Consider the following 21,109-nt stretch of genomic DNA (forward strand, 5'->3'; position numbering starts at 1 on the left):
AACCCACATGAAAATACGCGCGCAAATCGGCATGGTCCTGAACCTGGACAAATGCATCGGCTGCCACACCTGCTCCGTCACCTGCAAGAACGTCTGGACCAGCCGCCCGGGCGTCGAGTACGCCTGGTTCAACAACGTCGAGACCAAGCCCGGCATCGGCTACCCGAAAGAATGGGAGAACCAGGGCAAGTGGCAGGGCGGATGGGTCCGCAAGCCCGACGGCTCGATCGAGCCGCGCCAGGGCGGCAAGTGGCGCCTGCTCATGCGCATCTTCGCGAACCCGAACCTGCCGCAGATCGACGACTACTACGAGCCCTTCACCTTCGACTACGAGCACCTGCAGTCGGCGCCGGCCATGAAGGCGCCGCCCACCGCGCGGCCGCGCAGCCTCATCACCGGGCAGCGCATGGAGAAGATCGAGTGGGGTCCGAACTGGGAAGAGATCCTCGGCGGCGAATTCGCCAAGCGCAGCAAGGACGCCAACCTCGACAGCTTCGACCAGGTGCAGAAGGAGATGGTCGGCCAGTTCGAGAACACCTTCATGATGTATCTCCCGCGCCTGTGCGAGCACTGCCTGAACCCGGCCTGTGTCGCCTCCTGTCCGTCGGGCTCCATCTACAAGCGCGAGGAAGACGGCATCGTGCTGATCGACCAGGACAAGTGCCGCGGGTGGCGCATGTGCGTTTCCGGCTGCCCGTACAAGAAGATCTACTACAACTGGCAGAGCGGCAAGGCCGAGAAGTGCATCTTCTGCTACCCGCGCATCGAAGCTGGCCAGCCGACCGTCTGCTCCGAGACCTGCGTCGGGCGCATCCGCTACCTCGGCGTGCTGCTCTACGACGCCGACCGCATCCAGGAAGCGGCCAGCGTACCGGACGAGAAGGACCTCTACGAGGCCCAGCTCGGCCTCTTCCTCGATCCGCACGATCCCATGGTGATCGCGCAGGCACGGCAGGACGGCATCCCCGAAGCGTGGCTCGAAGCCGCGCGCAACAGCCCGGTCTACAAGATGGCGATGGACTGGAAGGTCGCGCTGCCTTTGCATCCGGAGTACCGCACGCTGCCGATGGTCTGGTACGTGCCGCCGCTGTCGCCCATCACGGCCGCCGCGAACGCGGGCCATGTCGGCGCAAACGGCGCGATTCCCGACGTGCACCAGATGCGCATCCCCGTGCAGTACCTCGCCAACCTGCTGACCGCCGGCGCCACCGCGCCCGTGGTGCGCTCGCTGGAGCGCATGCTGGCCATGCGCACCTACCAGCGCGGCAAGCATGTCGATCGCTTCGAGGACCCTTCCGTCCTCGCCCAGGTCGGCCTGAGCGCCGCGCAGGTCGAGGAGATGTACCAGGTGATGGCCATCGCCAACTACGAGGACCGTTTCGTCATCCCGTCGAGCCACCGCGAGTACGCGGAGGACACCTTCGACATGAAGGGCGGCTGCGGCTTCTCCTTCGGCAACGGCTGTTCCGATGGCAGCTCCGAAGCGAGCCTCTTCGGCGGCGGCAAGCGCCGCACGATTCCGATCCACGCCGACGTCTGAACCGGAGCGCCCATGAAAACCCAACGCCATACGCTGCGCGCCCTCGCCCTGCTGCTCGGCTATCCCGATGAGCGGGTCCGGGGGCTCCTGCCCCTCGTGGCCGATGCGCTCGATGCCGAAGGCGCGCTGTCCGCCCCGCGGCGCCGGGAGCTGCGCGCCTTCGCGCGCGCGCTCGGCCGCATGGACCCGATCGATGCCGAGATGCAGTTCGTCGAGCTCTTCGACCGCGGCCGCAGCACGTCGCTGCACCTCTTCGAGCACGTGCACGGCGACTCGCGCGAGCGCGGCCCGGCCATGGTCGACCTGGTCAAGACCTACGAGACGGCCGGCCTGTTCATCGGGCCGCACGAGGTCCCCGACCATCTCTGCGTGGTGCTGGAGTTCGCCTCCACCCAGCCGCCCCCGCTCGCGCGCGACTTCCTGGGCGAGATGGCACACATCCTGACCGTTATCTTCAGCGCGCTGCGAAAGCGCGAGAGCCCCTACGCCAGTGTCGTGGCCGCCATCCTCGAACTCGCAGGCCGCAAGGCCGAGGCGGTCCCGGTACCGGATGACCAGCCGCTGGACGAGGCCTGGGCCGAGCCTGCCGCATTCGACGGCTGCAGCACCCAGGGCCAGGCGCGTCCGGGCCAGCCGCAACCCCTCCACTTCGTCCGCAAGGCGCCCGGAAGCGCCGCGGGAGCCCGCGCATGAACGCACTCGACAACTTCCTCTTCGGCATCTATCCGTACATCTGCCTGAGCGTCTTCCTGCTCGGCAGCCTGATCCGGTTCGACCGCGACCAGTACACCTGGAAGAGCGATTCCTCGCAGCTGCTGCGGGCCGGCCAGCTGCGCTGGGGCAGCAACCTCTTCCACGCCGGCGTGCTCTTTCTCTTCTTCGGCCACTTCGTGGGCATGCTCACGCCGCACTTCGTCTACGAGCCCTTCATCAACGCGGGCAACAAGCAGCTCTTCGCGATGCTGACGGGCGGCGTGGCCGGGGTCCTCGGCTTCGCGGGCGTCACGATCCTGCTGCACCGGCGCCTCTCCGATGCGCGCATCCGCGCGAACTCCAAGTCCAGCGACATCGCGCTGCTGGTCGTGCTCTGGCTGCAGTTCGCGCTCGGCCTGGCGACCATTCCACTCTCGGCACAGCACCTGGACGGCGGGATGATGCTGCGCCTGGCCGAATGGGCGCAGCGCATCGTCACCTTCCGCGGCGGCGCGGCCGAGCTGCTGGACGGCGCGAGCTGGGTGTTCAAGGCCCACATGTTCCTGGGCATGTCGATCTTCCTGATCTTCCCGTTCACCCGGCTGGTGCATGTGTGGAGCGGCTTCGCAACGGTGGCCTACCTGGTGCGGCCCTACCAGGTGGTGCGCACCCGGCGCCAGCTCGACCGGCAGGCGGTGCAGCCGGCGCCCGCCGCCGCGCCGCAGCAGCACGAGGCGCGGCCGCTACCGGTGGTCGCGCAGCCGCGGGGGACCGCATGATGGCCGCCGCGAACGGATGCGGCGGCGGCGCCTGCCAGTGCGGCAACGCACCCGGGACCGTTCCCGAAACCAAAGCCGAAGCCGCGCCGGCCTCGGTCAACGGGATCGCGCTGCACCCGCCGGGCGAGCGCCCGGACGAGCACACGCTGCGCGAGCTGGCATGGACCGAGCTGCTGCGGCAGGAAGCAGTGCGCCTGGCGCTGCTGCCGCCGCTGGAGGTGCCCAGGGCGCCGCCGCTCGGTGACGCCGAACAGGACATCGTCCAGCGCATGCTGGACAGCGCGATCGAGATCCCGGCGCCCAGCGAAGCGGAGTGCCGCCGTTACCACGAGGCACGCCGCGCGCATTTCGCCATCGGCCGGCGGGTGCGGGCGCGGCACATCCTGTTCGCGGTCACCCAGGGCATCGACGTGCCGAAGCTGGCGGCGCGCGCGGAACAGTGCCTGCTCGAGCTTCGGCACAAGGCGGTCGCGCCCGCGCGCTTCGCCGAGCTGGCACGTGAACTCTCGAACTGCCCCAGCGGCGCGGACGGCGGCGAGCTCGGCTGGATCGGCCCTGACGACTGCGCGGACGAACTCACGGCCGAGCTGTTCCACGCCGAGACCGGGCGCGACGCGATCGGGCTGCACCCCCGGCTGTTGCACAGCCGCTATGGCTTCCACGTCCTCGAAGTGCTGGAACGCGACGCCGGCCGGCCGCAGTCCTTCGAGGAAGTGCGGCAGCGCATCGCCGTCCAACTGGCCCAGCAATCCCGGGCCAAGGCGCTGCACCAGTACATGCAGCTGCTCGCCGGCGCCGCGGCGGTGGAGGGCCTGGTCCTCGACGGCGCCGATTCGCTCCTCGTGCAATGAACGACTTGCCGGGCGCAACGTAGGCGCGTTCGTGCCGCCCTGCGACGGGCCGATGCACTCGCGGGCGACTTCGTCCCGCGCCGGTCGCCTCCAACGGCGGGACCGGTCCTTACCCGTCTTATGGGGAAGAGGACGCGAACGCAAAATAGCGGGGTGCCGGGCCGGCTTGGACGGCACCGTGTTCATCTGGAGAGTCCGACATGCATCCTGGAACGAACGCCCGGCCGCTGTCGGCCGCGCCGCTTGAAGCCGCCCCGCCGGAAGCCGTCGCCGCACTGATGGCCGCGCGGCGCACGGTGCTGCCCAAGCGCCTGGTCACGCCAGGGCCGGGCGAGACCGAGCTGGCCGGCATCCTGGCCGCTGCGGCCACGGCGCCGGACCACGGCGGCCTGGTGCCCTGGCGCTTCGTGGTCATCCCGGGCTCGCAACGGCACAGGCTCGCCGACGCCTTCGAGCATGCGCTGGTAGCGCGCGACGGCGAGGCCACCGCGGCCCAGCGCGCGCAGGCGCGCGAAAAAGCCTTCCGCGCGCCGGTGCTGATGCTGGCGATCGCGACGCTCGGCCCGGACAACGAGGACATCCCTCCCACCGAGCGGTTGCTGTCCGCCGGCTGCGCGATCCAGAACATCCTGCTGATGAGCACCGCGCTCGGCTTCGGTTCGGCCCTGACGACCGGCAAGGCGATCACCAGCCCCGGGCTGCGCGCGCTGTTCTCGCTGGCCGAAGGCGAAGAGGCCCTGTGCTTCATCAGCATCGGCACGGTGCTCGAGCAGCGCGAAGGCCGCGCGCGGCCTTCGCTCGATCGTTTCGTGACGCGGCTGGGAGACTGACGGCTCTTCAAGCGCTGAAGAAGCGCACGGCCTCGCCCGCCGGGTCCAGCGCCATGTAGGCGCCGAAGCTGCCGTCGCGCACGTTGCGCACCATCGACTCGAGCGCCGCGTCGACCTGCGCGTCGGAGGGTGCCTGCCCCCGCGATCCCGACAGCGCCCCGATGAAGACGAAGGCCCACGGCGGACATGCTCGGCGCGATTCGGCCACCAGCGCGGCAAAGTCGATCAGTTCGTCCGGCCACTTGTCGGCACAGGCCATGGGCGTGAGCGTGCCGCCCTGCCCCGACCGGAAGCCTGCGCGCTGCACGTCGTTCGCATCGGCCGGCAAGCCGGCCTCGGTGAAGACGAAAAGCAGCCGTTGAGGGTCGGGCTGCGCGGCGGCTGCGCGCAGCAGATCGTCGAATGGGGAAGAGGAAGTCATGCCCCGTAGCGTCCACGCAGCGGCGGGCAGCGGAGTTGCGCTGCATCAAGCGGCGCCTCGCTCGACCGCGCCCGTTGCGTCGAATCCCACTCAAGGTCATGCATGTGCCGGGCCGCTGCACTTGCTTGACCCAGATCAAACACCGAAGTCCCTAGGGGGCTACGCTGACCTCACCCAAGCACTCCAAGGAAACAGATCATGTTCAAGCGCATTCTGGTTGCCACCGACGGCTCGCCGCTGGCGGAGAAAGCCGTCGCCAAGGCGATCGACCTGGCCACGGACAACGCGGCCGAGCTGACCGCCTTCACCGTGGTGCGGCGGCATGCCAAGAGCCACATGGACGGGGCGCTGGGCTTCGAAGCCGAGGAGCTCGACCGCATCGAGAGCCGGCGCGCCGAGCAGGCCATGACGATGCTCAAGGATGTGGAAAAGCGCGCCGAGGCCTGTGGCGTGCGCGCGAGTTCCGCGCTCGTCAGGTCCAGCCGCGTGGCCGAATCCATCGTGGCTGCCGCCGGCAAATACGGCAGCGATCTCATCGTGATGGCCACGCATGGACGGACCGGGCTGGCGAGCGCCTTCCTGGGCAGCGAGACGGCGCAGGTGCTGGCAAATTCCCAGATCCCGGTGCTCGTGCTTCGCTGACGGGCATCAGCGACGGGCGCGGACGGGCCATCGAGTTCTTCATGCCCGTCGGCCAGAGCCTGGGCAGCCACGCCAGGGCCGATGGCACTGCGGTCCCCATGTGGCACGACTTTGAGGTCAGGCGATCGCCTACGCGATCCAGAGCCTGACCGCGCCGCGAAGCGGCTGCCCCCTGCGGCGGAGGTGGCGGGACAGGCGCAGACCGCACCGCAGCCGCTGATCGGCGCCAAGTGCCCCGAATGCGGCGCGCACGCGATGATCCGCAAGGACGGCTGCGACTACTGCACGCAGTGCGCGCACCTGGGCAGTTGCTGATGACGGTGCCTGCCCTGCCCGGCGTCCGGGTGGTGCGCAACATTCCCGGGGTGCGCCCGGCTTCGAACGATCCCTTGATGCAGATCAACCTGCCGCAGCCGGCGCTTTCCTAGCATAGGTGCATCTGAAATACACCTTCTGCGTTCATCGCACCCTCGACAACCTGAGAAATGCCATGAGAAACAACAACAGCCTGTGGCGCTGGCTCGCCTTCATCTTCGTCCTGTCTTTCGGCGCTCTGGGCTACCTGGGCGTGCAGATCTATCTGACGGCGCCTCCGATCCCCGCCTCCGTCACCAGTTCCAGCGGCGATGTGATCTTCACCGGAGAGCAGATCCGGCGCGGCCAGCAAGTCTGGCTGTCGTCCGGCGGCCAGCAACTGGGCTCCGTGTGGGGCCACGGCAGCTACGTCGCGCCCGACTGGTCCGCGGACTGGCTGCACCGCGAGGCCGTCGCGCTCAAGGCCCGGCACGCGCAGGCCTACCGCAAGGCGCCCTCCGCGCTGAGCGCGGCCGAGCGCGGCGCGCTCGACGCCACGGTGGTGGACGAGATGCGGCACAACCGCTACGACAGCACCAGCGGCGCGATCACCGTCTCCGCGGAGCGCGCGCTGGCGATCCGCGAGGTGGCGGCGCACTACGACGCGCTCTTCGGTCGCGACGCATCGGCCGCGACGCTGCGCGAGCAGTACGCAATGACGCCGGACACGGTGCCCGAGCGCGCGGACCGCGAAGCCCTGACGGCCTTCTTCTTCTGGTCGGCATGGGCTGCCGCCACCGACCGCCCCGGCGAGACCGGCTTGAGCTACACCAGCAACTGGCCGCACGAACCGATGGTCGGCAACACCATGACCGGTTCCGCGGCCATCTGGTCGATGGTCAGCATCGTCCTGCTGGTGGCGGCCATCGCGGCAATGCTGTGGCTGCATGGCAGCCGCAAGCATGAAGCCGAGGCGCAGCCGCCCCGGGCCGACCCGCTGATCGGCGCCGTCGCGACGCCCTCGATGAAGGCGACGCGCAAGTACTTCTTCGCCGTGATCGGCCTCATGCTGCTGCAGATCGCGATGGGGGCCATCACAGCGCACTACGCCGTCGAGGGGCAGTCGTTCTTCGGACTGCCGCTGGCGGATCTGCTGCCCTACGTGGTCAGCCGCACGGTGCACACGCAGGTCGGCATCTTCTGGATCGCCACCGCGTGGCTGGCCACCGGCCTCTATATCGCACCCTTGCTGTCGGGCCGCGAGCCGAGGTTGCAGAAGCTCGGCGTCGACGTGCTCTTCTGGGCGCTGATCGCCATCGTGGTGGGCTCCACGCTGACCGGCTGGCTCGGCACCCTGCAGCACCGCGGCGTCGACTTCAGCTTCTGGCTGGGCAACCAGGGCCTCGAATACACCAGCATGGGCCGCGTCTGGCAACTGCTGCTGTTCGTCGGCCTGCTGTTCTGGGTCTTCCTGCTCGGCCGCGCGCTGTGGCCGGCATTGACCACGCCCTCGGCCTCGCGCGGCCTCGTGGCGATGGTGTTTCTTTCGGCCACCTGCATCGGCGGCTTCTACTCCGCGTCGCTCGCCTGGGGCCAGCACAGCCACTACTCGATGATCGAGTACTGGCGCTGGTGGCTGGTGCACCTCTGGGTGGAAGGCTTCTTCGAAGTCTTCGCCACCGCCGTCGTCGCGCTCATCTTCACCCGCCTGGGCCTGGTGCGCACCGAAAGCGCCAACCGCGCCATCATCGCCGAGACGATCGTGTTTCTGTTCGGCGGCATTCTCGGGACGCTGCATCACCTCTACTTCACCGGCACGCCGACCTCGGTGATCGCCGTGGGCGCCGTGTTCTCCGCGCTCGAGGTGGTGCCGCTGACGCTGATCGGCCTGCAGGCGCTGCAGACCTACCGCCGCTCACAGGCCATGCCCTGGCTCGCCGCCTACAAGTGGATCGTCATGTGCTTCGTGGCCGTGGGGTTCTGGAACACCATCGGCGCCGGCGTGCTGGGCTTCGCCATCAACCCGCCCGCTTCTCTCTACTACGTCCAGGGGCTCAACATGACGCCCGCGCACGGACATGCCGCGCTCTTCGGGGTCTACGGCATGCTGGGCATCGGGCTCATGCTGTTCTGCCTGCGCGGCCTGTACGCGCGCCCGCTGCACGCCGACGGCCTGCTGAAGGCCGCGTTCTGGAGCCTCAACATCGGTCTTGCGATGATGGTGTTCCTGTCGCTGCTGCCGGCCGGCATCTACCAGGCTTGGGCCAGCGTCACCGAGGGGCTGTGGTACGCCCGCTCCGCCGAGATCGTGCATTCGCGCGTGATGGAGGCGCTGGTCTGGATGCGCGTGCCGGGCGACATCGTCTTCGCCGCCGGCGCGGTGTTCCTGGCCGGATACGCCTTGCGGCTGCTGCGCCGCCCCGCGCCGCAGTCCACGCGGCAGGCCTCGCCGAAGGGCGGCGCCGCCCTGGCCGCCCAGGCCCACCGTGCACGCGAACTCTGACGCGGTCCGCCCGCCACGGCCATGAAGCTCACCGCCTTCACCGACTACAGCCTTCGCATGCTGATCTACCTCGCCGCGCAGCCCGGGCGGCGCGCCACCATCGCGGAAATCGCGTCGTCCTTCGGGGTGTCGGAGCATCACCTGACCAAGGTGGCCCATGCGCTCGGCAAGCAGGGCTGCCTCGCCAACGTGCGCGGCAAGGGCGGCGGCCTGTCGCTGGCCAGGGCGCCGGCTTCCATCAACATCGGCGAAGTCGTGCGCTTCACGGAAGCCAGCACGATCGCCGAGTGCTTCGGCGAAGGCGGCGGGGAATGCCGCATCACAGGCCTGTGCCGCCTGCGCGGCGTGCTGGACGAAGCGGTGGCTGCCTTCCATGCGGTCCTGCACCGCTACACGCTGGCGGATCTCGTCGGCAACCGGGAGGCGCTGTCGGCCATCTTCTTTGCCGACCGGGCGCCGGCATCCGCGCATGCCAAGGGGCAGGCATGAGTGCCGCGCCCTGCAGCCCCGCGGCCTTCCCCTACGAAGGGCCGGAAGAGCTGCGCCAGCCGATCAACGAGGCGCTGTCGCGCGTGGTCGACCCGGAAGTCGCGATGAACATCGTCGACGTCGGACTGGTCTATGGCGTCGCGGTGCACGACACCGCGGTGCACGTGCGGATGACCATGACCTCGGCCGCCTGCCCGGTGATCGACCTCATCGTCGAAGACGCGGAGCACGAGCTGGACAAGGTGATTCCCTCGCAGCTGAAGATCCGCACGGAGCTGGTGTGGGAGCCGCCCTGGACGCCCGCTCGCATGAGCGCCAACGCCAAGCGGTTCATGGGATGGTGACCGCCGCCTTTTCCGCCGCCGGACGCCGCCGCCGCGCACCGGTCCCCCGCACGCGGAGCGTCGCCCGCGTGCTGCTCGCCGCGCTCGCGGGCCTGTCGCTGGCGGGGGGCGTCGCCGGCGGGCTCTGGCGGCTTGGCATCGCGGTGCCCGACCCGCTCTCATTCGGCCGCGCGGGCCAGGTGCTGCTGGTGCACGCAGCCCTCATGATCTGCGGCTTTCTCGGGACGGTCATCGGCATCGAGCGCGCGGTGGCCGTCAAGCACCCGGCCGCCTTCCTCGCCCCGCTCGCCTCGGGCGCGGGCGCGCTGTGCCTGGCCTTCGGGCAGCATGCCGCCGGCGCATGGCTGGGCGTGGCCGCGGCGCTGCTCTTCCTCGCGGTGAATGCGGCGGTCGTGCGGCGCCAACGCGCTGCCCACACCCTGCTGCTGCTGGCGGCAGCGGGCGCCTGGGTGGCCGGCAGCCTGCTGTTCGCGGTCGGCCACGACGGCGATGCGGTGTTCCCCTGGTGGTTCGCCTTCCTCATCATGACGATCGCCGCCGAGCGCCTGGAGATGACGCGGCTGATGCGCCGTCGCCCCGCGGCCAACCTCACGCTCCATGCCGTGCTGGCGCTGCTGCTGGCCGGCGCGGCCTGGTCGGGCGCGGCGCCACGTGCCGGGGGGTTGGTGTATGGCGCGGCGCTCGTGCTGCTGGCGGCCTGGCTGGTGCGCTTCGATATCGCGCGGCGCACGGTGTTCACGCACGGTCTCAGCCGCTACATGGCGGTCTGCCTGCTGTGGGGCTATGCGTGGCTCGGCGTGGCCGGCGCCGCCTGGATCGCCATGGCGCTCGGCGCGCCGACCCGCGACGCAGCGCTGCATGCACTGGGTCTCGGCTTCGTCTTCAGCATGATGATGGGCCACGCGCCGGTGGTGCTGCCGGCGATCGCACGGGTCAAGCTGCAGTTCGGCGCGTTCTTCTACCTGCCGCTGGCGGCCCTTCACCTGTCCCTCGTCACGCGCCTGGGGCTCGGGTTCTTCAGCGACACGTTGCGCGGGGCCGGCGCCGCCCTCAACGCGGCAACGATCGGCTTCTTTGCCGCCACCGTGGCGGGTGCGGCCGTGGCGTGGCGTCTCCAACATGGCGCCGCCGGCGCCGGAAAGTCCAGGTAATGGCCTCCTTCTTCGCCGTCAGGCATGCGCAACCCCCCGCCCCCCGAGTGCACGGCTTCGCCTTGTGGCAGCTCGGCTTCCGGCCGTTTTACCTGCTGGCCAGCGCCTTCGCCGCCCTGTCCATCGCCGTGTGGGCGGCGCAGTTCTCCGGCTGGTTGCCGCTGGCCTACCTGCAGGGACCGCTGTGGCATGCGCACGAGATGCTGTTCGGCTTTCTCCTGGCGGTGATCGTCGGCTTCCTTTTCACCGCGGGACGCAACTGGTCCGGGCGGCCCACGCCCACCGGGGTGCCGCTGGCAGCGCTGGTGGCGCTCTGGCTGGCCGGACGCGTCCTGGTCCTCACGCCGCTCGGCTGGACCGCTGCCCTCGTCAACGCGGCGTTTCCGCTGGCCAGCGCGATCGCCCTGGCCGTTGCGCTCGTCGGCGCGCGCAATCGCCGCAACTACTTCTTCGTCGGGCTGCTGCTGCTGATGTCCGCTGCGGCGCTGGCCTTCCACCTCTCGGTGCTCGGCGTGGTCACGTTGCCGGCATGGATCGGCATCCAGCTGGCGCTGGACATCCTGCTGTTCATCATGGCCGTCATGGGCGGGCGCGTGATCCCGATGTTCACCAACAACGGCGTTCCGGGCGCCGGCGCGACGAGCCGCCCCGGTATCGAGCGGGCGGCGCTCGGCGGCGCGCTCGCCCTGCTCGCGGCTGATGCGTCGGGCCTGCCGCCCAGCGCCGTGGGTGCGGTCGCGATCGCCGCGGCGCTCGCGCATCTCGGGCGATGGCTGCTGTGGCGGCCGTGGAAGACGCTGGCGAATCCGCTCGTCCTGGTGCTGCACCTGGCCTACGCGTGGATCCCCCTCCATCTGGCCCTGCGCGCGTTGGCATCGCAGGGCTGGGTCGCCCCCTCGCTGGCGACCCACGCACTGACCGTGGGAGCGGCGGGAGGCCTCGTGATCGGCATGATGGTGCGCACCGCGCGAGGCCACACGGCCCGGCTCCTGCGCGCCGACCGGGTCGACACCGCCTGCTTCGTGCTGGTCCTGCTCGCAGCGCTGGTGCGCGTCCTGGTGCCGCTCGTCGCGCCGTCGCAGACCCTCGTCGCCATCCTCGGGTCCGCCGTCTTCTGGACCTGTGGCTTCGGCCTCTACGCGCTGCGCTACGGGCCGGTGCTGACGCGGCCGCGCCTGGACGGCAATCCCGGCTGAGCCTGCCGGACAAGGCTCAATGCGACGAGACGTACTCCACCGCCTCGCACAGCGCCGGCCACACGGGAGGCGTCGCCTTTGCCGGCCTGGCGGCCCTGGGCAACTCGATGCGCGCGCTTCGCAGATGGAGGGCGAGCGCCGCGTCCATGGTCTGGACGTGCTTTTCATACCAGCCCCGCAGCTGGCGCGCCATCTCGCGCACCTGCAGAAGCCGGCCTTCCTCGGCCTGCAATGCGCCTTCGCGCATCACCCCCAGCACCACGCGGTGCTGGATCTCGTGGTCCTTGCGCGCCGCATGGCCGCTCGCCCGCATCCACACGTCCTCGCGCGCGAAGTTCTCTGCGGCGCAAGCCACCAGGTCCCGCCACGCCGAGGGCAGGCGGGCGTTGTCGGCCTCGTCGACCCGCGTCAGGAGGTCGATGAACTCCCCACAGGCGTCGTCCATGAAAGGGAGGTGGAGCGCAAGCGCTTCCGAGGGGGCCGAGGCAGCCATGTGATCTCCTTGGGTACGTAATGAAAGAGAGGCTATCGGCGTCCGGCCCCGGCGTATTGACATGGCTCAACGTTCCGGCGCGCGCAGTGGTGGCCGGCCGGTCGCGCCGGGCGAAATTCACAGACCTTGCGCTAGCGCAAGGGCACGTTGCGTTCAGCAGCTTCCAATGGCGGCGCCATCCCCCACCCACCGAAGGAGACCCCATGGACGAAGATCTGGTTCGGCGCATCGCCAGCCACCCGCAATACCAGGCGCTGAAATCGAGGCGCACGCGCTTCGGCTGGATCCTCACCCTCTTGATGCTGGTCGTGTATTACGGCTTCGTCATGCTGGTGGCCTTCGACAAGCCCTTCCTCGCGCAACGGCTCGGCGAGGGCGTCATGACGCGAGGCATCCCGATCGGCTTCGGCGTCATCCTCTTCACCATCGCGATCACGGCCTACTACGTGAAGCGCGCCAACGCCGAGTTCGACACGCTCTCCGAGGCGGTTGCCAAAGGGGTGCTCAAATGAAGGCGTCATCCCTTGCCGCGCGCCGGGCGCTGGTCCTCGCCAGCCTCGTCGCCGCGTCCGCAGCGGCGTGGGCGGCAGGCGCCGATCTCGGCCAGACCCAGAAGCAGGCGACCAACTGGACCGCCATCGGCATGTTCGGCCTGTTCGTCCTCGGCACGCTGTTCATCACCAAATGGGCGGCGGCGAAGACCAAGTCGGCCGCCGATTTCTATACTGCCGGCGGCGGCATCACGGGTTTCCAGAACGGCCTGGCGATCGCCGGCGACTACATGTCGGCGGCATCGTTCCTCGGCATCTCGGCCGCGGTGATGGCCGCGGGCTACGACGGCCTGATCTACTCCATCGGCTTCCTCGTAGGCTGGCCCGTCATCACCTTCCTGATGGCGGAGCGGCTGCGCAACCTGGGCAAGTTCACCTTCGCCGATGTCGCGGCCTTCCGCTTCAAGCAGTCGCCGGTGCGCATCTTCGCGGCATCGGGCACGCTGGTGGTGGTGGCGTTCTACCTGATCGCCCAGATGGTGGGCGCCGGCCAGCTGATCAAGCTGCTGTTCGGCCTCGAATACTGGATCGCAGTCGTCATCGTCGGCTCGCTGATGATGGTGTACGTGCTCTTCGGCGGCATGACCGCCACGACCTGGGTCCAGATCATCAAGGCCTGCCTGCTGCTCGGCGGCGCCACCTTCATGGCACTGTCCGTGCTGTGGCATTTCGGCTTCAGCCCCGAGGCGATGTTCGCCGGCGCGGTGAAGGTCAAGACCGACCTGGCGCTCAAGGACGGCAAGACCGCCGAGGCGGCCGCCGCCATCGGCCAGTCGATCATGGGGCCAGGCAACTTCGTCAAGGACCCGATCTCGGCCATTTCCTTCGGCATGGCGCTGATGTTCGGCACCGCCGGCCTGCCGCACATCCTGATGCGCTTCTTCACCGTGCCGAGCGCCAAGGAAGCGCGCAAGTCGGTGATGTGGGCCACCGGGTGGATCGGCTATTTCTACCTGCTGACCTTCATCATCGGCTTCGGCGCCATCACCTTCGTGCTCACGAACACCCAGTTCATCGACACCAAGGGCGGCCTGATCGGCGGCGGGAACATGGCGGCCATCCACCTCGCCAATGCAGTGGGCGGCAACGTCTTCCTCGGCTTCATCTCGGCGGTGGCCTTCGCGACGATCCTGGCGGTGGTGGCCGGCCTGACGCTGTCGGGCGCCTCGGCGGTTTCGCACGACCTCTACGCAACCGTCGTCAAGGACGGCAAGGCGGACAGCGCCTCGGAGCTGCGCGTCTCGCGCATCACCACCGTCGCGCTCGGCATCCTGGCGGTGCTCCTCGGCATCGTGTTCGAGAAGCAGAACATCGCGTTCATGGTGTCACTGGCGTTCGCCATCGCGGCGTCGGCGAATTTCCCGGTGCTGTTCATGTCGGTGCTGTGGAAGGGCTGCACCACGCGCGGCGCGGTGATCGGCGGCTTCCTCGGGTTGATTTCCTCGGTGGCGCTGACGGTGGTCTCGCCGTCCGTGTGGGAGGCGACCCTGGGCCATCCCGCGGGCTCGGCCCTCTTCCCCTACGCGTCGCCCTGCCTGTTCTCGATGACCCTCGGCTTCCTGGGCATCTGGGTCTTCTCGCTCCTGGACAGCAGCAAGCGCGCCGATGTCGACAAGCGAGGCTTCCTCGCGCAGCAGGTGCGGTCGGAGACCGGCATCGGCGCCTCCGGCGCCAGCGGACACTGAGGACGACAGCCATGGCAGGCGGCGAGGCCGAGAGGGTGCCAGGGCCGCTCCTCTTTCCCTGCGACCTCGAAGCCATCGCAAGGCAGATCGACACGGCCGCCGGTGTCTCCGACCTGGCGGGATCGGCCGCGCGGGTGGATGCCATGGTGGCGCTTCTGCACGACGGCGGGCTGAAGATCGAGCGCATCGCGAAGCTGGTCGGAGACCTCAACAAGCGCCTGATCGCACGGCTGTGGTCGCTGCTGGCGCCGCCTGCGCTCGTGGCCAACGGCTGCCTCGTCGTCATGGGCAGCGAAGGACGCGGCGAACAGCTGCTGAAGACGGACCAGGACAATGCCCTGCTGCTGCGCGACGGCTTCGAATGTCCCGGGCTCGAACGCATCGCCGCACAGTTCAGCGGCGCGCTGGCCGAGCTGGGCTACCCGCCCTGCCCGGGCGGCATCATGCTCGTCAACCCGCTCTGGCGGCAGCCGCTGGCGGCGTTCCGGGAGGCGCTGCGCGACTGGGTCTACGGCGGCGCTCCGGAGGGCCCGATGCACCTGGCCATCTTCGTCGACAGCCGGGTGGTCGCCGGCGATGCCACCCTGCTCGAGCAGGCGCTCGACCATCTCGACGTGATCCTCGATCGCACCGATGTCTTCTTCGCGCGCTTCGCCAGCGCGATCGAGCGCTTCGACGCCCATGCGAATTGGTGGCACCGCCTGGTCGCGCGCGGGGACGACGAAGCGCTGGACCTGAAGAAGCTCGGCACCTTCCCGATCGTGCATGGCGTGAGGGCGCTGGCGCTGCAGCAGCGCCTGCGCGCCACCGGCACGCAGGAGCGGCTGCGGCTGCTGGTGGAGCGGCAGTTGCTCGACCCCCTCCTCGCGCGCGACGTGCTCGATGCGCTGCACTTCCTGATGGGCTTGAAGCTGAGCTGCCAGCTGCGCCAGAAGCAGGCCGGCCGCGTGCCCGGCAACCTGGTGCGGCCGTCCGAGCTGGCCACGCTGGAGCGCGAGACGCTGCGCGGCGCGCTGAACATCGTGCGCCGCTTTCGCGGGGAGATCCATCTGCGCTTCCGCCTCGATGCCCTGTAGCAAAAGGAGCAAGCATGTCCGAAGGCCCGAAGTCCCAACGCCTGCTCGGCCTCTGCGCGCTGGGCTGGCTGCTGCTCAACGTGCCGCTGCTCACGCTGTGGGACCGCCCCGTCATGGTCTGGGGCCTGCCGCTGATGCCGCTGGCGCTCTTCGCCGGCTGGGCTGTCCTGATCGCATGCGCCGCATGGATCGCCGAAACACCCGGCGACACCTGACATGCCTGCCGCGCCCCTCGTGATCGTCGCCGCCTTCGGCTACCTGGCGGTGCTGTTCGCGATCGCGCACTACGGCGACCGGCGCGCCCGCGAGGGCCGATCCGTGATCGGCAGCCCCTGGGTCTACACGCTGTCGATGGGCGTCTACTGCACCGCCTGGACCTACTTCGGCAGCATCGGCCGGGCCGCCTCGTCGGGCCTGTGGTTCCTGCCGATCTACCTCGGCCCGACGCTGGCGATGCTGGTGGCCTGGACGGTGCTGCGCAAGATGATCCGCATCGCGCGCAGCCAGCGCATCACCTCCATCGCCGACTTCATCGCCAGCCGCCACGGCAAGAGCCCGCTGCTGGCGATGCTGGTCACGCTGATCGCGGTGGTGGGCATCCTGCCCTACGTGGCGCTGCAGCTCAAGGCAATCGCGAGCGGCTATGCGCTGCTGGTCGACCCGGCCCCGCAGCCGCTGCCCTGGTGGCGCGACAGCACCCTGTATATCGCGCTGGTGCTGGCCGGCTTCACGGTGGCCTTCGGGGCGCGGCATCTCGACACCACCGAACGCCACGAGGGCATGGTCGCGGCGATCGCCTTCGAATCGCTGGTGAAGCTCCTCGCGTTCCTGGCCGTCGGCGCCTTCGTCACCTGGGGCCTGTTCGATGGGCCTGCCGACCTGTTCAAACGCGCGGCAAGCCGGCCGGACCTCGCACCGCTGCTCGGCCTCGGCCGCAGCGCCGGCGGCGACTTCGCGGGCGGCCAATGGTTTGCACTCACGCTGCTCGCGATGCTCTCGGTGCTCTTCCTGCCGCGGCAGTTCCAGATGATGGTGGTGGAGAACGTCGACGAACGCCACGTGCGGCGCGCCGCCTGGGCGTTCCCGCTGTACCTGCTGCTGATCAACCTGTTCGTGCTGCCGATCGCGCTGGGCGGGCTGCTGCACTTCCAGGGCGCCGGCGAGAACCCGGAGACCTTCGTGCTCTCGCTGCCGCTGGCCGCCGGTCGCCCGGGGCTGGCGCTCGCGGCGTTCATCGGCGGGCTCTCGGCGGCCACCGGAATGGTGATCGTCGAAGCCATCGCCGTGTCCACCATGGTGTGCAACGACCTCGTGATGCCGCTCCTGCTGCGCGCCGGCCTGCGCACCGCGCGCGACCTGGGCGGCGTATTGCTGGCGGTGCGCCGCGCAGTGATCGTGGCGCTCCTGTTGCTGGGCTACCTGTACTACCGCATCGCGGGCGAGGACTATGCGCTGGTCAGCATCGGGCTGATCAGCTTCGCCGCCGTCGCGCAGTTCGCGCCCGCGATGCTCGCGGGAATGTACTGGCGGGGAGGCACCCGCCTCGGCGCGTTGGCGGGCCTGGGGGCGGGATTCGTGCTGTGGGGCTGGACGCTGATGCTGCCGTCGATTGCCAAGTCGGGCTGGATGCCGTCCCGCTTCATCGACGAGGGGCCCTTCGGCATCGCATGGCTGCGGCCCGAGCAGTTGCTGGGCCTCGCCGGCCTGGACAACCTGACGCACGCGCTGTTCTGGAGCCTGCTGGCCAACTGCGTGCTGTACTTCGGGGTCTCGCTCCTGGGCCGGCCCTCGGCGCACGAAGCGAGCCAGGCGCTGACCTTCGTCGACGTGTTCGAGCGCACCGAGGAAAGCCATGCCCTCGATGGCGGCCCGGTGTTCTGGCGCGGCACCGCAAGGCTGGACGACCTGCGCGGGCTGGCCGCCCGCTTCCTGGGCGCGGACGCCGCCGAAAAGCTGTTGCAGGACTACGCGCGGCGCCGCGGCCTCTCCGGGGCGCAGCAGATCGGCGCCGATGCGCGGCTGGTGCAGTTCGTCGAACGGCAGCTCGCCGGTGCCATCGGCAGCGCCTCCGCGCGCGCCATGGTGGCCTCGGTGGTGCACGAAGAGCCCCTGGACCACGACGACGTGTTGCGCATCCTGGACGAGGCGTCGCGCGAGACGGCCGCGCTGCGCGCCCACTCGCAGGCGCTGGAGGAGAAATCGCTTTCGCTGGAGCAAGCGACCGCCGAGCTCAGCGAGCTCAACGAGCAGCTCAAGGGCCTCGACCGGCTGAAGGACGACTTCATGTCCTCGGTGACGCACGAGCTGCGCACACCCCTGACCTCGATCCGCGCGCTCACCGAGCTGATGCTCGACGACCCGGGCATGGAAGCCGCGCAGCGCCAGCACTTCCTCGGGCTGGTGGTGGCCGAGACCGAGCGGCTGACGCGGCTGGTCAACCAGGTGCTGGACATGGCGAAGATCGAGTCGGGCGCCGCCGAATGGCGCAGCACGGACATCGACCTGTGCGCGCTGGCGCGGCAGGCGGTCCAGACCACGCAGGAGCTGTTCCGCGAGCGCGGCGCGACCGTGGCGCTCCACCTGCCGGAGGCGATGCCGCCGCTGCAGGCCGACCCCGACCGGGTGATGCAGGTGCTGGTCAACCTGCTGTCGAACGCCGCGAAGTTCGTGCCGCCGGGCGCCGGGCGGGTCGAGCTGCGCCTGCGCGCCGAGGACGGCCGCGCCGTTTGCACCGTGCGCGACAACGGCCCGGGGGTGCCGCCCGCGCAGCAGGCGCTGGTGTTCGAGAAATTCCGCCAGGGCGGCGATGCGGCGCACCGGCCGCAGGGAACCGGCCTGGGCCTGCCCATCAGCCGCCGCATCGTCGAGCACTTCGGCGGCCGCATGTGGCTCGAGCCGGCACCGGGCGGCGGCGCCTGCTTCGGCTTCGAGCTGCCCCTGCGACACGAGGCCACGCAAGAGGAGACAAGTCCATGAGTTTCAAAGTGCTGATCGCCGACGACGAACCCAACATCATCATCTCGCTGGAGTTCCTGATGAAGCGCGAGGGCTACGACGTGAGCATCGCGCGCGACGGCCAGCAGGCGCTGGACGCGATCCGCCGGCTGCGGCCCGACCTGGTGCTGCTGGACGTGATGATGCCGGTGCGCTCCGGCGTCGAGGTGCTCCAGGCGGTGCGCGCCGATGAGGGCCTCGCCGGCACCCGCATCCTGATGCTCACCGCCCGAGGGCGCGAGAACGACATTGCCAAGGGCATGGCCCTGGGCGCCGACGCCTACATGACCAAGCCCTTCTCGACCCGCGACCTGGCCGAACGCGTCCGCCGGATGCTGTCCCCATGAGAGCCGATGCGGGCGAGCTCGCCGCCATGCTGGCGCCCGGCTCTTTGCTGGGACTCGCCGGCCTCGGGGTGGGCGCCCTGTTGGCGGCGACCTTGGACCCGGCCGAGCGCGAGGCCCTGGGCGCCATGCTGGCGCCGCGCGCCGCGCTGCTGGGGCTGGCCTGGGCCGTGCTGGCCGTCGCGCTGGGCGCGCTGGGCCGGCGCGCCCATGCCGTGTGGGTTCGGCAGCCGGCCCGGCTTGCGGAGGCGGCCCAGGCGCTGCTGGCCGCCGGCGAGGCCGTGCGTGAAGCGGCCCTGCCCGCTGCATCGCCGTGCGGCGCCGGGGCCCGGGCGCTGGCCGACACCGCGGGCCGCCTCGCGCGCCAGCGCGACGCCCTGCGCGCGGACATCGCAGCCCAGGTGCAGGCGGCGGCGCGCGGCATCGAGCAGGAGCGCAGCCGCCTCGCGGCGCTGATGTCCGAGCTCAGGCAGAGCGTGATCGTCTGCAACCTCGGCGGCCGCATCCTGCTCTACAACCCGCGCGCGCGGCTGCAGTTCGGCACGCCTTCCGCGGCCGGCGGCGCCGAACTCGTCGGGCTGGGCCGCTCCATCTACGCCGTGTTCGATCGCCAGCTCGTCGCCCATGCGCTGGCGCGCATCCGGCAACGCCTCCAGCGCGGCGACACGCAGCCGGCGGCACAGTTCATCACCAGCTCCCGCGCCGGCCGACTGCTGCGCGTGCAAGTGGCCCCGGTGCGCGACCCGTGCGCTGCGGCCGGGCAGGAGGCGCAACTGTCGGGCTTCGTGCTGATGCTGAACGACATGACCGTCGAGTTCGAGCAGGACGCCGAGCGCGACCGCGTGCTGCACGCACTCACCGAAGGCAGCCGCTCGTCGCTGGGCAGCCTGCAGGCGGCCGTGGACATGCTGGAGCTGCCCGACCTGGATTCGGCCGCGCGCGAGCGCTTCCTTCGGGTGGTGCGCGAGGAGGCGCACTCGATGACCGAACGCATCGGGTCGCTGGCGGCGAGCACCAGCGAAAGCCTGAAGACGCGCTGGCCGCTCGAGGAAATGCTGGGCGCCGATCTCGTGCAGGCCGCGCTGCGCCACCTCGAGGCTCACTCCCCCGTGAGCGCAAGCGCGGCAGATGTCGACTCCGCCCTGTGGCTGCGCGTCGACAGTTATGCATTGCTGCAGGCGCTGGCTTCGCTGGCGACGCGCCTGGCAGAGGAGTTCGACGTCGCCCGCGTGCAGCTGCGCCTGCGGCGCGAGGAGGGCCGTGCCCATCTCGACCTGGTCTGGAACGGGACACCGATCAGCACCGAGACGGCCGTGGGCTGGGAGTCCAGCCCGATGACGGTCGGGGGCGAAGCCAGCCCGCTGTCGGTGCGCGATGTAGTCGAGCGCCACGGCGGCACGCTGTGGTTCCAGCGCGAGCGTGCACGGCAGGAGTGCTTCTTCCGGCTGCTGCTGCCGCCAGCCCAGCCCAAGGAGGAGCCGGAGCCCGCTGCGCTGCCGCACGGCGACAGCCGGCCCGAGTTCTACGACTTCGACCTGTTCGGCGCCGGCGGGCAGACGCGCGCCCTCGGCGACCGGCGGCTGGTGGACCTGGCCTATACCGTCTTCGACACCGAGACCACCGGCCTCGATCCCGCGCTGGGCGACGAGATCCTGCAGATCGGCGCGGCGCGGATCGTCAACGGCAAGGTGCTGCGGCAGGAGCTCTTCGAGCAGCTGGTCAACCCCGGCCGGCCCATCCCAGCCGCCGGCATTGCCATCCATGGCATCACGCCCGCGATGGTCGCTGGCCAGCCCGGCATCCGCGAGGTGCTGCCGGCCTTCCACGCATTCGCCGGCGACACCGTGCTGGTGGCCCACAACGCCGCCTTCGACATGCGCTTTCTGCAGATGAAGGAGGCCGGCGCCGCCGTGCGCTTCGAACAGCCTGTGCTCGACACGCTGCTGTTGTCCGCGGTGGCAAGCCCGCAGCAGGCGTCGCACGACTTGGAAGCCATCGCCACGCGCTTCGGCATCCCGGTGCTCGGCCGCCACACCGCGTTGGGCGACGCGTTGCTGACCGCGGAGATCTTCCTGTGCCTGATCCCGCTGCTGGCGGCGCGGGGCATCCACACGCTGGACCAGGCGCGCGATGCGGCCCAACGGACCTGGTATGCGCGCCTGAGCTACTGACCAAAGCGTGCCCGCGTCGAAAGCGCTGGGCAGACTCGGCTCGCCGGGCAGACCGTCATCGC

The 21,109-nt window shown here is 70.0% G+C and carries 21 protein-coding genes and 1 pseudogene; 20 read left to right on the forward strand and 2 right to left on the reverse strand.

The features are described from left to right. Window positions 1–7 precede the first annotated feature (7 nt). The 5 genes from narH to E5CHR_RS19295 all read left to right on the forward strand — a co-directional run bounded on the left by narH (window position 8) and on the right by E5CHR_RS19295 (window position 4,693). Window positions 8–1,540: a nitrate reductase subunit beta gene (gene narH, locus E5CHR_RS19275; protein ID WP_162581327.1), complete on the forward strand. Its 1,533-nt coding sequence runs from the start codon at window positions 8–10 to the stop codon at window positions 1,538–1,540. 12 nt (window positions 1,541–1,552) lie between these two features. Further along, on the forward strand, window positions 1,553–2,233 hold the full coding sequence (gene narJ / locus E5CHR_RS19280) for a nitrate reductase molybdenum cofactor assembly chaperone (protein ID WP_162581328.1): 681 nt from the start codon (window positions 1,553–1,555) through the stop codon (window positions 2,231–2,233). Continuing rightward, window positions 2,230–3,012, forward strand: a complete 783-nt coding sequence (gene narI, locus E5CHR_RS19285) for a respiratory nitrate reductase subunit gamma (protein ID WP_162581329.1) — start codon at window positions 2,230–2,232, stop codon at window positions 3,010–3,012. The genes narJ and narI overlap by 4 nt, the downstream gene beginning before the upstream one ends. Continuing rightward, the gene (locus E5CHR_RS19290; RefSeq protein WP_232062119.1) at window positions 3,009–3,863 is read left to right on the forward strand and encodes a peptidylprolyl isomerase; all 855 of its coding nucleotides are present in this window, start codon (window positions 3,009–3,011) and stop codon (window positions 3,861–3,863) included. Before narI ends, E5CHR_RS19290 begins: the two co-directional genes overlap by 4 nt. Window positions 3,864–4,063: 200 nt before the next feature. Beyond that, window positions 4,064–4,693, forward strand: coding sequence for a nitroreductase family protein (locus E5CHR_RS19295; RefSeq protein WP_162581330.1), 630 nt, complete (start codon window positions 4,064–4,066; stop codon window positions 4,691–4,693). Between the two features lie 7 nt (window positions 4,694–4,700). On the opposite strand, the gene E5CHR_RS19300 is transcribed toward E5CHR_RS19295, so the two are convergent. Next, window positions 4,701–5,114 carry a ribonucleotide reductase subunit alpha gene (locus tag E5CHR_RS19300; RefSeq protein WP_162581331.1) on the reverse strand — a complete coding sequence of 138 codons (414 nt, stop codon included), beginning with the start codon at window positions 5,112–5,114 and terminating at the stop codon, window positions 4,701–4,703. Window positions 5,115–5,312: 198 nt separating this feature from the next. Between E5CHR_RS19300 and E5CHR_RS19305 the strand changes: the two genes are divergently transcribed. The 8 genes and pseudogenes from E5CHR_RS19305 to E5CHR_RS19335 all read left to right on the forward strand — a co-directional run bounded on the left by E5CHR_RS19305 (window position 5,313) and on the right by E5CHR_RS19335 (window position 11,733). Beyond that, entirely contained in the window at window positions 5,313–5,756 is a 444-nt protein-coding gene (locus E5CHR_RS19305) for a universal stress protein (protein WP_162581332.1), read from the forward strand. Further along, a pseudogene (locus E5CHR_RS32150) lies at window positions 5,756–6,071 on the forward strand (adenosylcobalamin-dependent ribonucleoside-diphosphate reductase); the annotation flags it as partial. The gene E5CHR_RS19305 and the pseudogene E5CHR_RS32150, both read left to right, overlap by 1 nt. Further along, on the forward strand, window positions 5,996–6,184 hold the full coding sequence (locus tag E5CHR_RS19310) for a hypothetical protein (RefSeq protein WP_162581333.1): 189 nt from the start codon (window positions 5,996–5,998) through the stop codon (window positions 6,182–6,184). The pseudogene E5CHR_RS32150 and the gene E5CHR_RS19310, both read left to right, overlap by 76 nt. A gap of 62 nt (window positions 6,185–6,246) precedes the next feature. After that, window positions 6,247–8,553: a nitric-oxide reductase large subunit gene (locus tag E5CHR_RS19315; protein WP_162581334.1), complete on the forward strand. Its 2,307-nt coding sequence runs from the start codon at window positions 6,247–6,249 to the stop codon at window positions 8,551–8,553. Between the two features lie 21 nt (window positions 8,554–8,574). Then, window positions 8,575–9,042 (forward strand): Rrf2 family transcriptional regulator, encoded by a 468-nt coding sequence (locus E5CHR_RS19320; protein WP_162581335.1) that lies wholly within the window; start codon window positions 8,575–8,577, stop codon window positions 9,040–9,042. Beyond that, complete coding sequence (locus tag E5CHR_RS19325; protein WP_162581336.1) at window positions 9,039–9,386, forward strand: metal-sulfur cluster assembly factor; 348 nt, start codon at window positions 9,039–9,041, stop codon at window positions 9,384–9,386. Before E5CHR_RS19320 ends, E5CHR_RS19325 begins: the two co-directional genes overlap by 4 nt. Beyond that, the gene (locus E5CHR_RS19330; protein WP_162581337.1) at window positions 9,380–10,537 is read left to right on the forward strand and encodes a hypothetical protein; all 1,158 of its coding nucleotides are present in this window, start codon (window positions 9,380–9,382) and stop codon (window positions 10,535–10,537) included. The genes E5CHR_RS19325 and E5CHR_RS19330 overlap by 7 nt, the downstream gene beginning before the upstream one ends. Further along, a complete protein-coding gene (locus tag E5CHR_RS19335; RefSeq protein ID WP_162581338.1) occupies window positions 10,537–11,733 on the forward strand; it encodes an NnrS family protein in 1,197 nt (398 codons plus the stop codon). The genes E5CHR_RS19330 and E5CHR_RS19335 overlap by 1 nt, the downstream gene beginning before the upstream one ends. 16 nt (window positions 11,734–11,749) lie before the next feature. Here the strand turns inward: E5CHR_RS19335 and E5CHR_RS19340 are convergent, their stop codons facing one another. Further along, window positions 11,750–12,226: a bacteriohemerythrin gene (locus tag E5CHR_RS19340; RefSeq protein ID WP_162581339.1), complete on the reverse strand. Its 477-nt coding sequence runs from the start codon at window positions 12,224–12,226 to the stop codon at window positions 11,750–11,752. A gap of 203 nt (window positions 12,227–12,429) precedes the next feature. Between E5CHR_RS19340 and E5CHR_RS19345 the strand changes: the two genes are divergently transcribed. The 7 genes from E5CHR_RS19345 to E5CHR_RS19375 are packed head-to-tail and all read left to right on the forward strand — an operon-like array spanning window position 12,430 to window position 21,047. Beyond that, a complete protein-coding gene (locus E5CHR_RS19345) occupies window positions 12,430–12,738 on the forward strand; it encodes a DUF485 domain-containing protein (protein WP_162581340.1) in 309 nt (102 codons plus the stop codon). After that, window positions 12,735–14,462 carry a cation acetate symporter gene (locus tag E5CHR_RS19350; RefSeq protein ID WP_162581341.1) on the forward strand — a complete coding sequence of 576 codons (1,728 nt, stop codon included), beginning with the start codon at window positions 12,735–12,737 and terminating at the stop codon, window positions 14,460–14,462. Before E5CHR_RS19345 ends, E5CHR_RS19350 begins: the two co-directional genes overlap by 4 nt. An 11-nt stretch (window positions 14,463–14,473) precedes the next feature. Beyond that, the gene (locus E5CHR_RS19355; protein WP_162581342.1) at window positions 14,474–15,538 is read left to right on the forward strand and encodes a putative nucleotidyltransferase substrate binding domain-containing protein; all 1,065 of its coding nucleotides are present in this window, start codon (window positions 14,474–14,476) and stop codon (window positions 15,536–15,538) included. Between the two features lie 14 nt (window positions 15,539–15,552). Beyond that, window positions 15,553–15,753, forward strand: coding sequence for a hypothetical protein (locus tag E5CHR_RS19360; RefSeq protein ID WP_162581343.1), 201 nt, complete (start codon window positions 15,553–15,555; stop codon window positions 15,751–15,753). A 1-nt stretch (window position 15,754) separates the two neighbouring features. Continuing rightward, window positions 15,755–18,514 (forward strand): sensor histidine kinase, encoded by a 2,760-nt coding sequence (locus tag E5CHR_RS19365; protein ID WP_162581344.1) that lies wholly within the window; start codon window positions 15,755–15,757, stop codon window positions 18,512–18,514. Continuing rightward, the gene (locus E5CHR_RS19370; RefSeq protein WP_162581345.1) at window positions 18,511–18,879 is read left to right on the forward strand and encodes a response regulator transcription factor; all 369 of its coding nucleotides are present in this window, start codon (window positions 18,511–18,513) and stop codon (window positions 18,877–18,879) included. Before E5CHR_RS19365 ends, E5CHR_RS19370 begins: the two co-directional genes overlap by 4 nt. Next, on the forward strand, window positions 18,876–21,047 hold the full coding sequence (locus E5CHR_RS19375) for a 3'-5' exonuclease (protein ID WP_162581346.1): 2,172 nt from the start codon (window positions 18,876–18,878) through the stop codon (window positions 21,045–21,047). Before E5CHR_RS19370 ends, E5CHR_RS19375 begins: the two co-directional genes overlap by 4 nt. Window positions 21,048–21,109 lie beyond the last annotated feature (62 nt).

It is taken from the genome of Variovorax sp. PBS-H4, assembly GCF_901827205.1.
Lineage (GTDB): Bacteria > Pseudomonadota > Gammaproteobacteria > Burkholderiales > Burkholderiaceae_C > Variovorax.

Excerpts from the sequence above, each read along its gene's own strand:
- narH (WP_162581327.1), top strand. The coding sequence starts at position 8 with ATGAAAATACGCGCGCAAATCGGCATGGTCCTGAACCTGGACAAATGC.
- narJ (WP_162581328.1), top strand. The coding sequence starts at position 1,553 with ATGAAAACCCAACGCCATACGCTGCGCGCCCTCGCCCTGCTGCTCGGC.
- narI (WP_162581329.1), top strand. The coding sequence starts at position 2,230 with ATGAACGCACTCGACAACTTCCTCTTCGGCATCTATCCGTACATCTGC.
- E5CHR_RS19290 (WP_232062119.1), top strand. The coding sequence starts at position 3,009 with ATGATGGCCGCCGCGAACGGATGCGGCGGCGGCGCCTGCCAGTGCGGC.
- E5CHR_RS19295 (WP_162581330.1), top strand. The coding sequence starts at position 4,064 with ATGCATCCTGGAACGAACGCCCGGCCGCTGTCGGCCGCGCCGCTTGAA.
- E5CHR_RS19300 (WP_162581331.1), bottom strand. The coding sequence starts at position 5,114 with ATGACTTCCTCTTCCCCATTCGACGATCTGCTGCGCGCAGCCGCCGCG.
- E5CHR_RS19305 (WP_162581332.1), top strand. The coding sequence starts at position 5,313 with ATGTTCAAGCGCATTCTGGTTGCCACCGACGGCTCGCCGCTGGCGGAG.
- E5CHR_RS19310 (WP_162581333.1), top strand. The coding sequence starts at position 5,996 with ATGCGGCGCGCACGCGATGATCCGCAAGGACGGCTGCGACTACTGCAC.
- E5CHR_RS19315 (WP_162581334.1), top strand. The coding sequence starts at position 6,247 with ATGAGAAACAACAACAGCCTGTGGCGCTGGCTCGCCTTCATCTTCGTC.
- E5CHR_RS19320 (WP_162581335.1), top strand. The coding sequence starts at position 8,575 with ATGAAGCTCACCGCCTTCACCGACTACAGCCTTCGCATGCTGATCTAC.
- E5CHR_RS19325 (WP_162581336.1), top strand. The coding sequence starts at position 9,039 with ATGAGTGCCGCGCCCTGCAGCCCCGCGGCCTTCCCCTACGAAGGGCCG.
- E5CHR_RS19330 (WP_162581337.1), top strand. The coding sequence starts at position 9,380 with ATGGTGACCGCCGCCTTTTCCGCCGCCGGACGCCGCCGCCGCGCACCG.
- E5CHR_RS19335 (WP_162581338.1), top strand. The coding sequence starts at position 10,537 with ATGGCCTCCTTCTTCGCCGTCAGGCATGCGCAACCCCCCGCCCCCCGA.
- E5CHR_RS19340 (WP_162581339.1), bottom strand. The coding sequence starts at position 12,226 with ATGGCTGCCTCGGCCCCCTCGGAAGCGCTTGCGCTCCACCTCCCTTTC.
- E5CHR_RS19345 (WP_162581340.1), top strand. The coding sequence starts at position 12,430 with ATGGACGAAGATCTGGTTCGGCGCATCGCCAGCCACCCGCAATACCAG.
- E5CHR_RS19350 (WP_162581341.1), top strand. The coding sequence starts at position 12,735 with ATGAAGGCGTCATCCCTTGCCGCGCGCCGGGCGCTGGTCCTCGCCAGC.
- E5CHR_RS19355 (WP_162581342.1), top strand. The coding sequence starts at position 14,474 with ATGGCAGGCGGCGAGGCCGAGAGGGTGCCAGGGCCGCTCCTCTTTCCC.
- E5CHR_RS19360 (WP_162581343.1), top strand. The coding sequence starts at position 15,553 with ATGTCCGAAGGCCCGAAGTCCCAACGCCTGCTCGGCCTCTGCGCGCTG.
- E5CHR_RS19365 (WP_162581344.1), top strand. The coding sequence starts at position 15,755 with ATGCCTGCCGCGCCCCTCGTGATCGTCGCCGCCTTCGGCTACCTGGCG.
- E5CHR_RS19370 (WP_162581345.1), top strand. The coding sequence starts at position 18,511 with ATGAGTTTCAAAGTGCTGATCGCCGACGACGAACCCAACATCATCATC.
- E5CHR_RS19375 (WP_162581346.1), top strand. The coding sequence starts at position 18,876 with ATGAGAGCCGATGCGGGCGAGCTCGCCGCCATGCTGGCGCCCGGCTCT.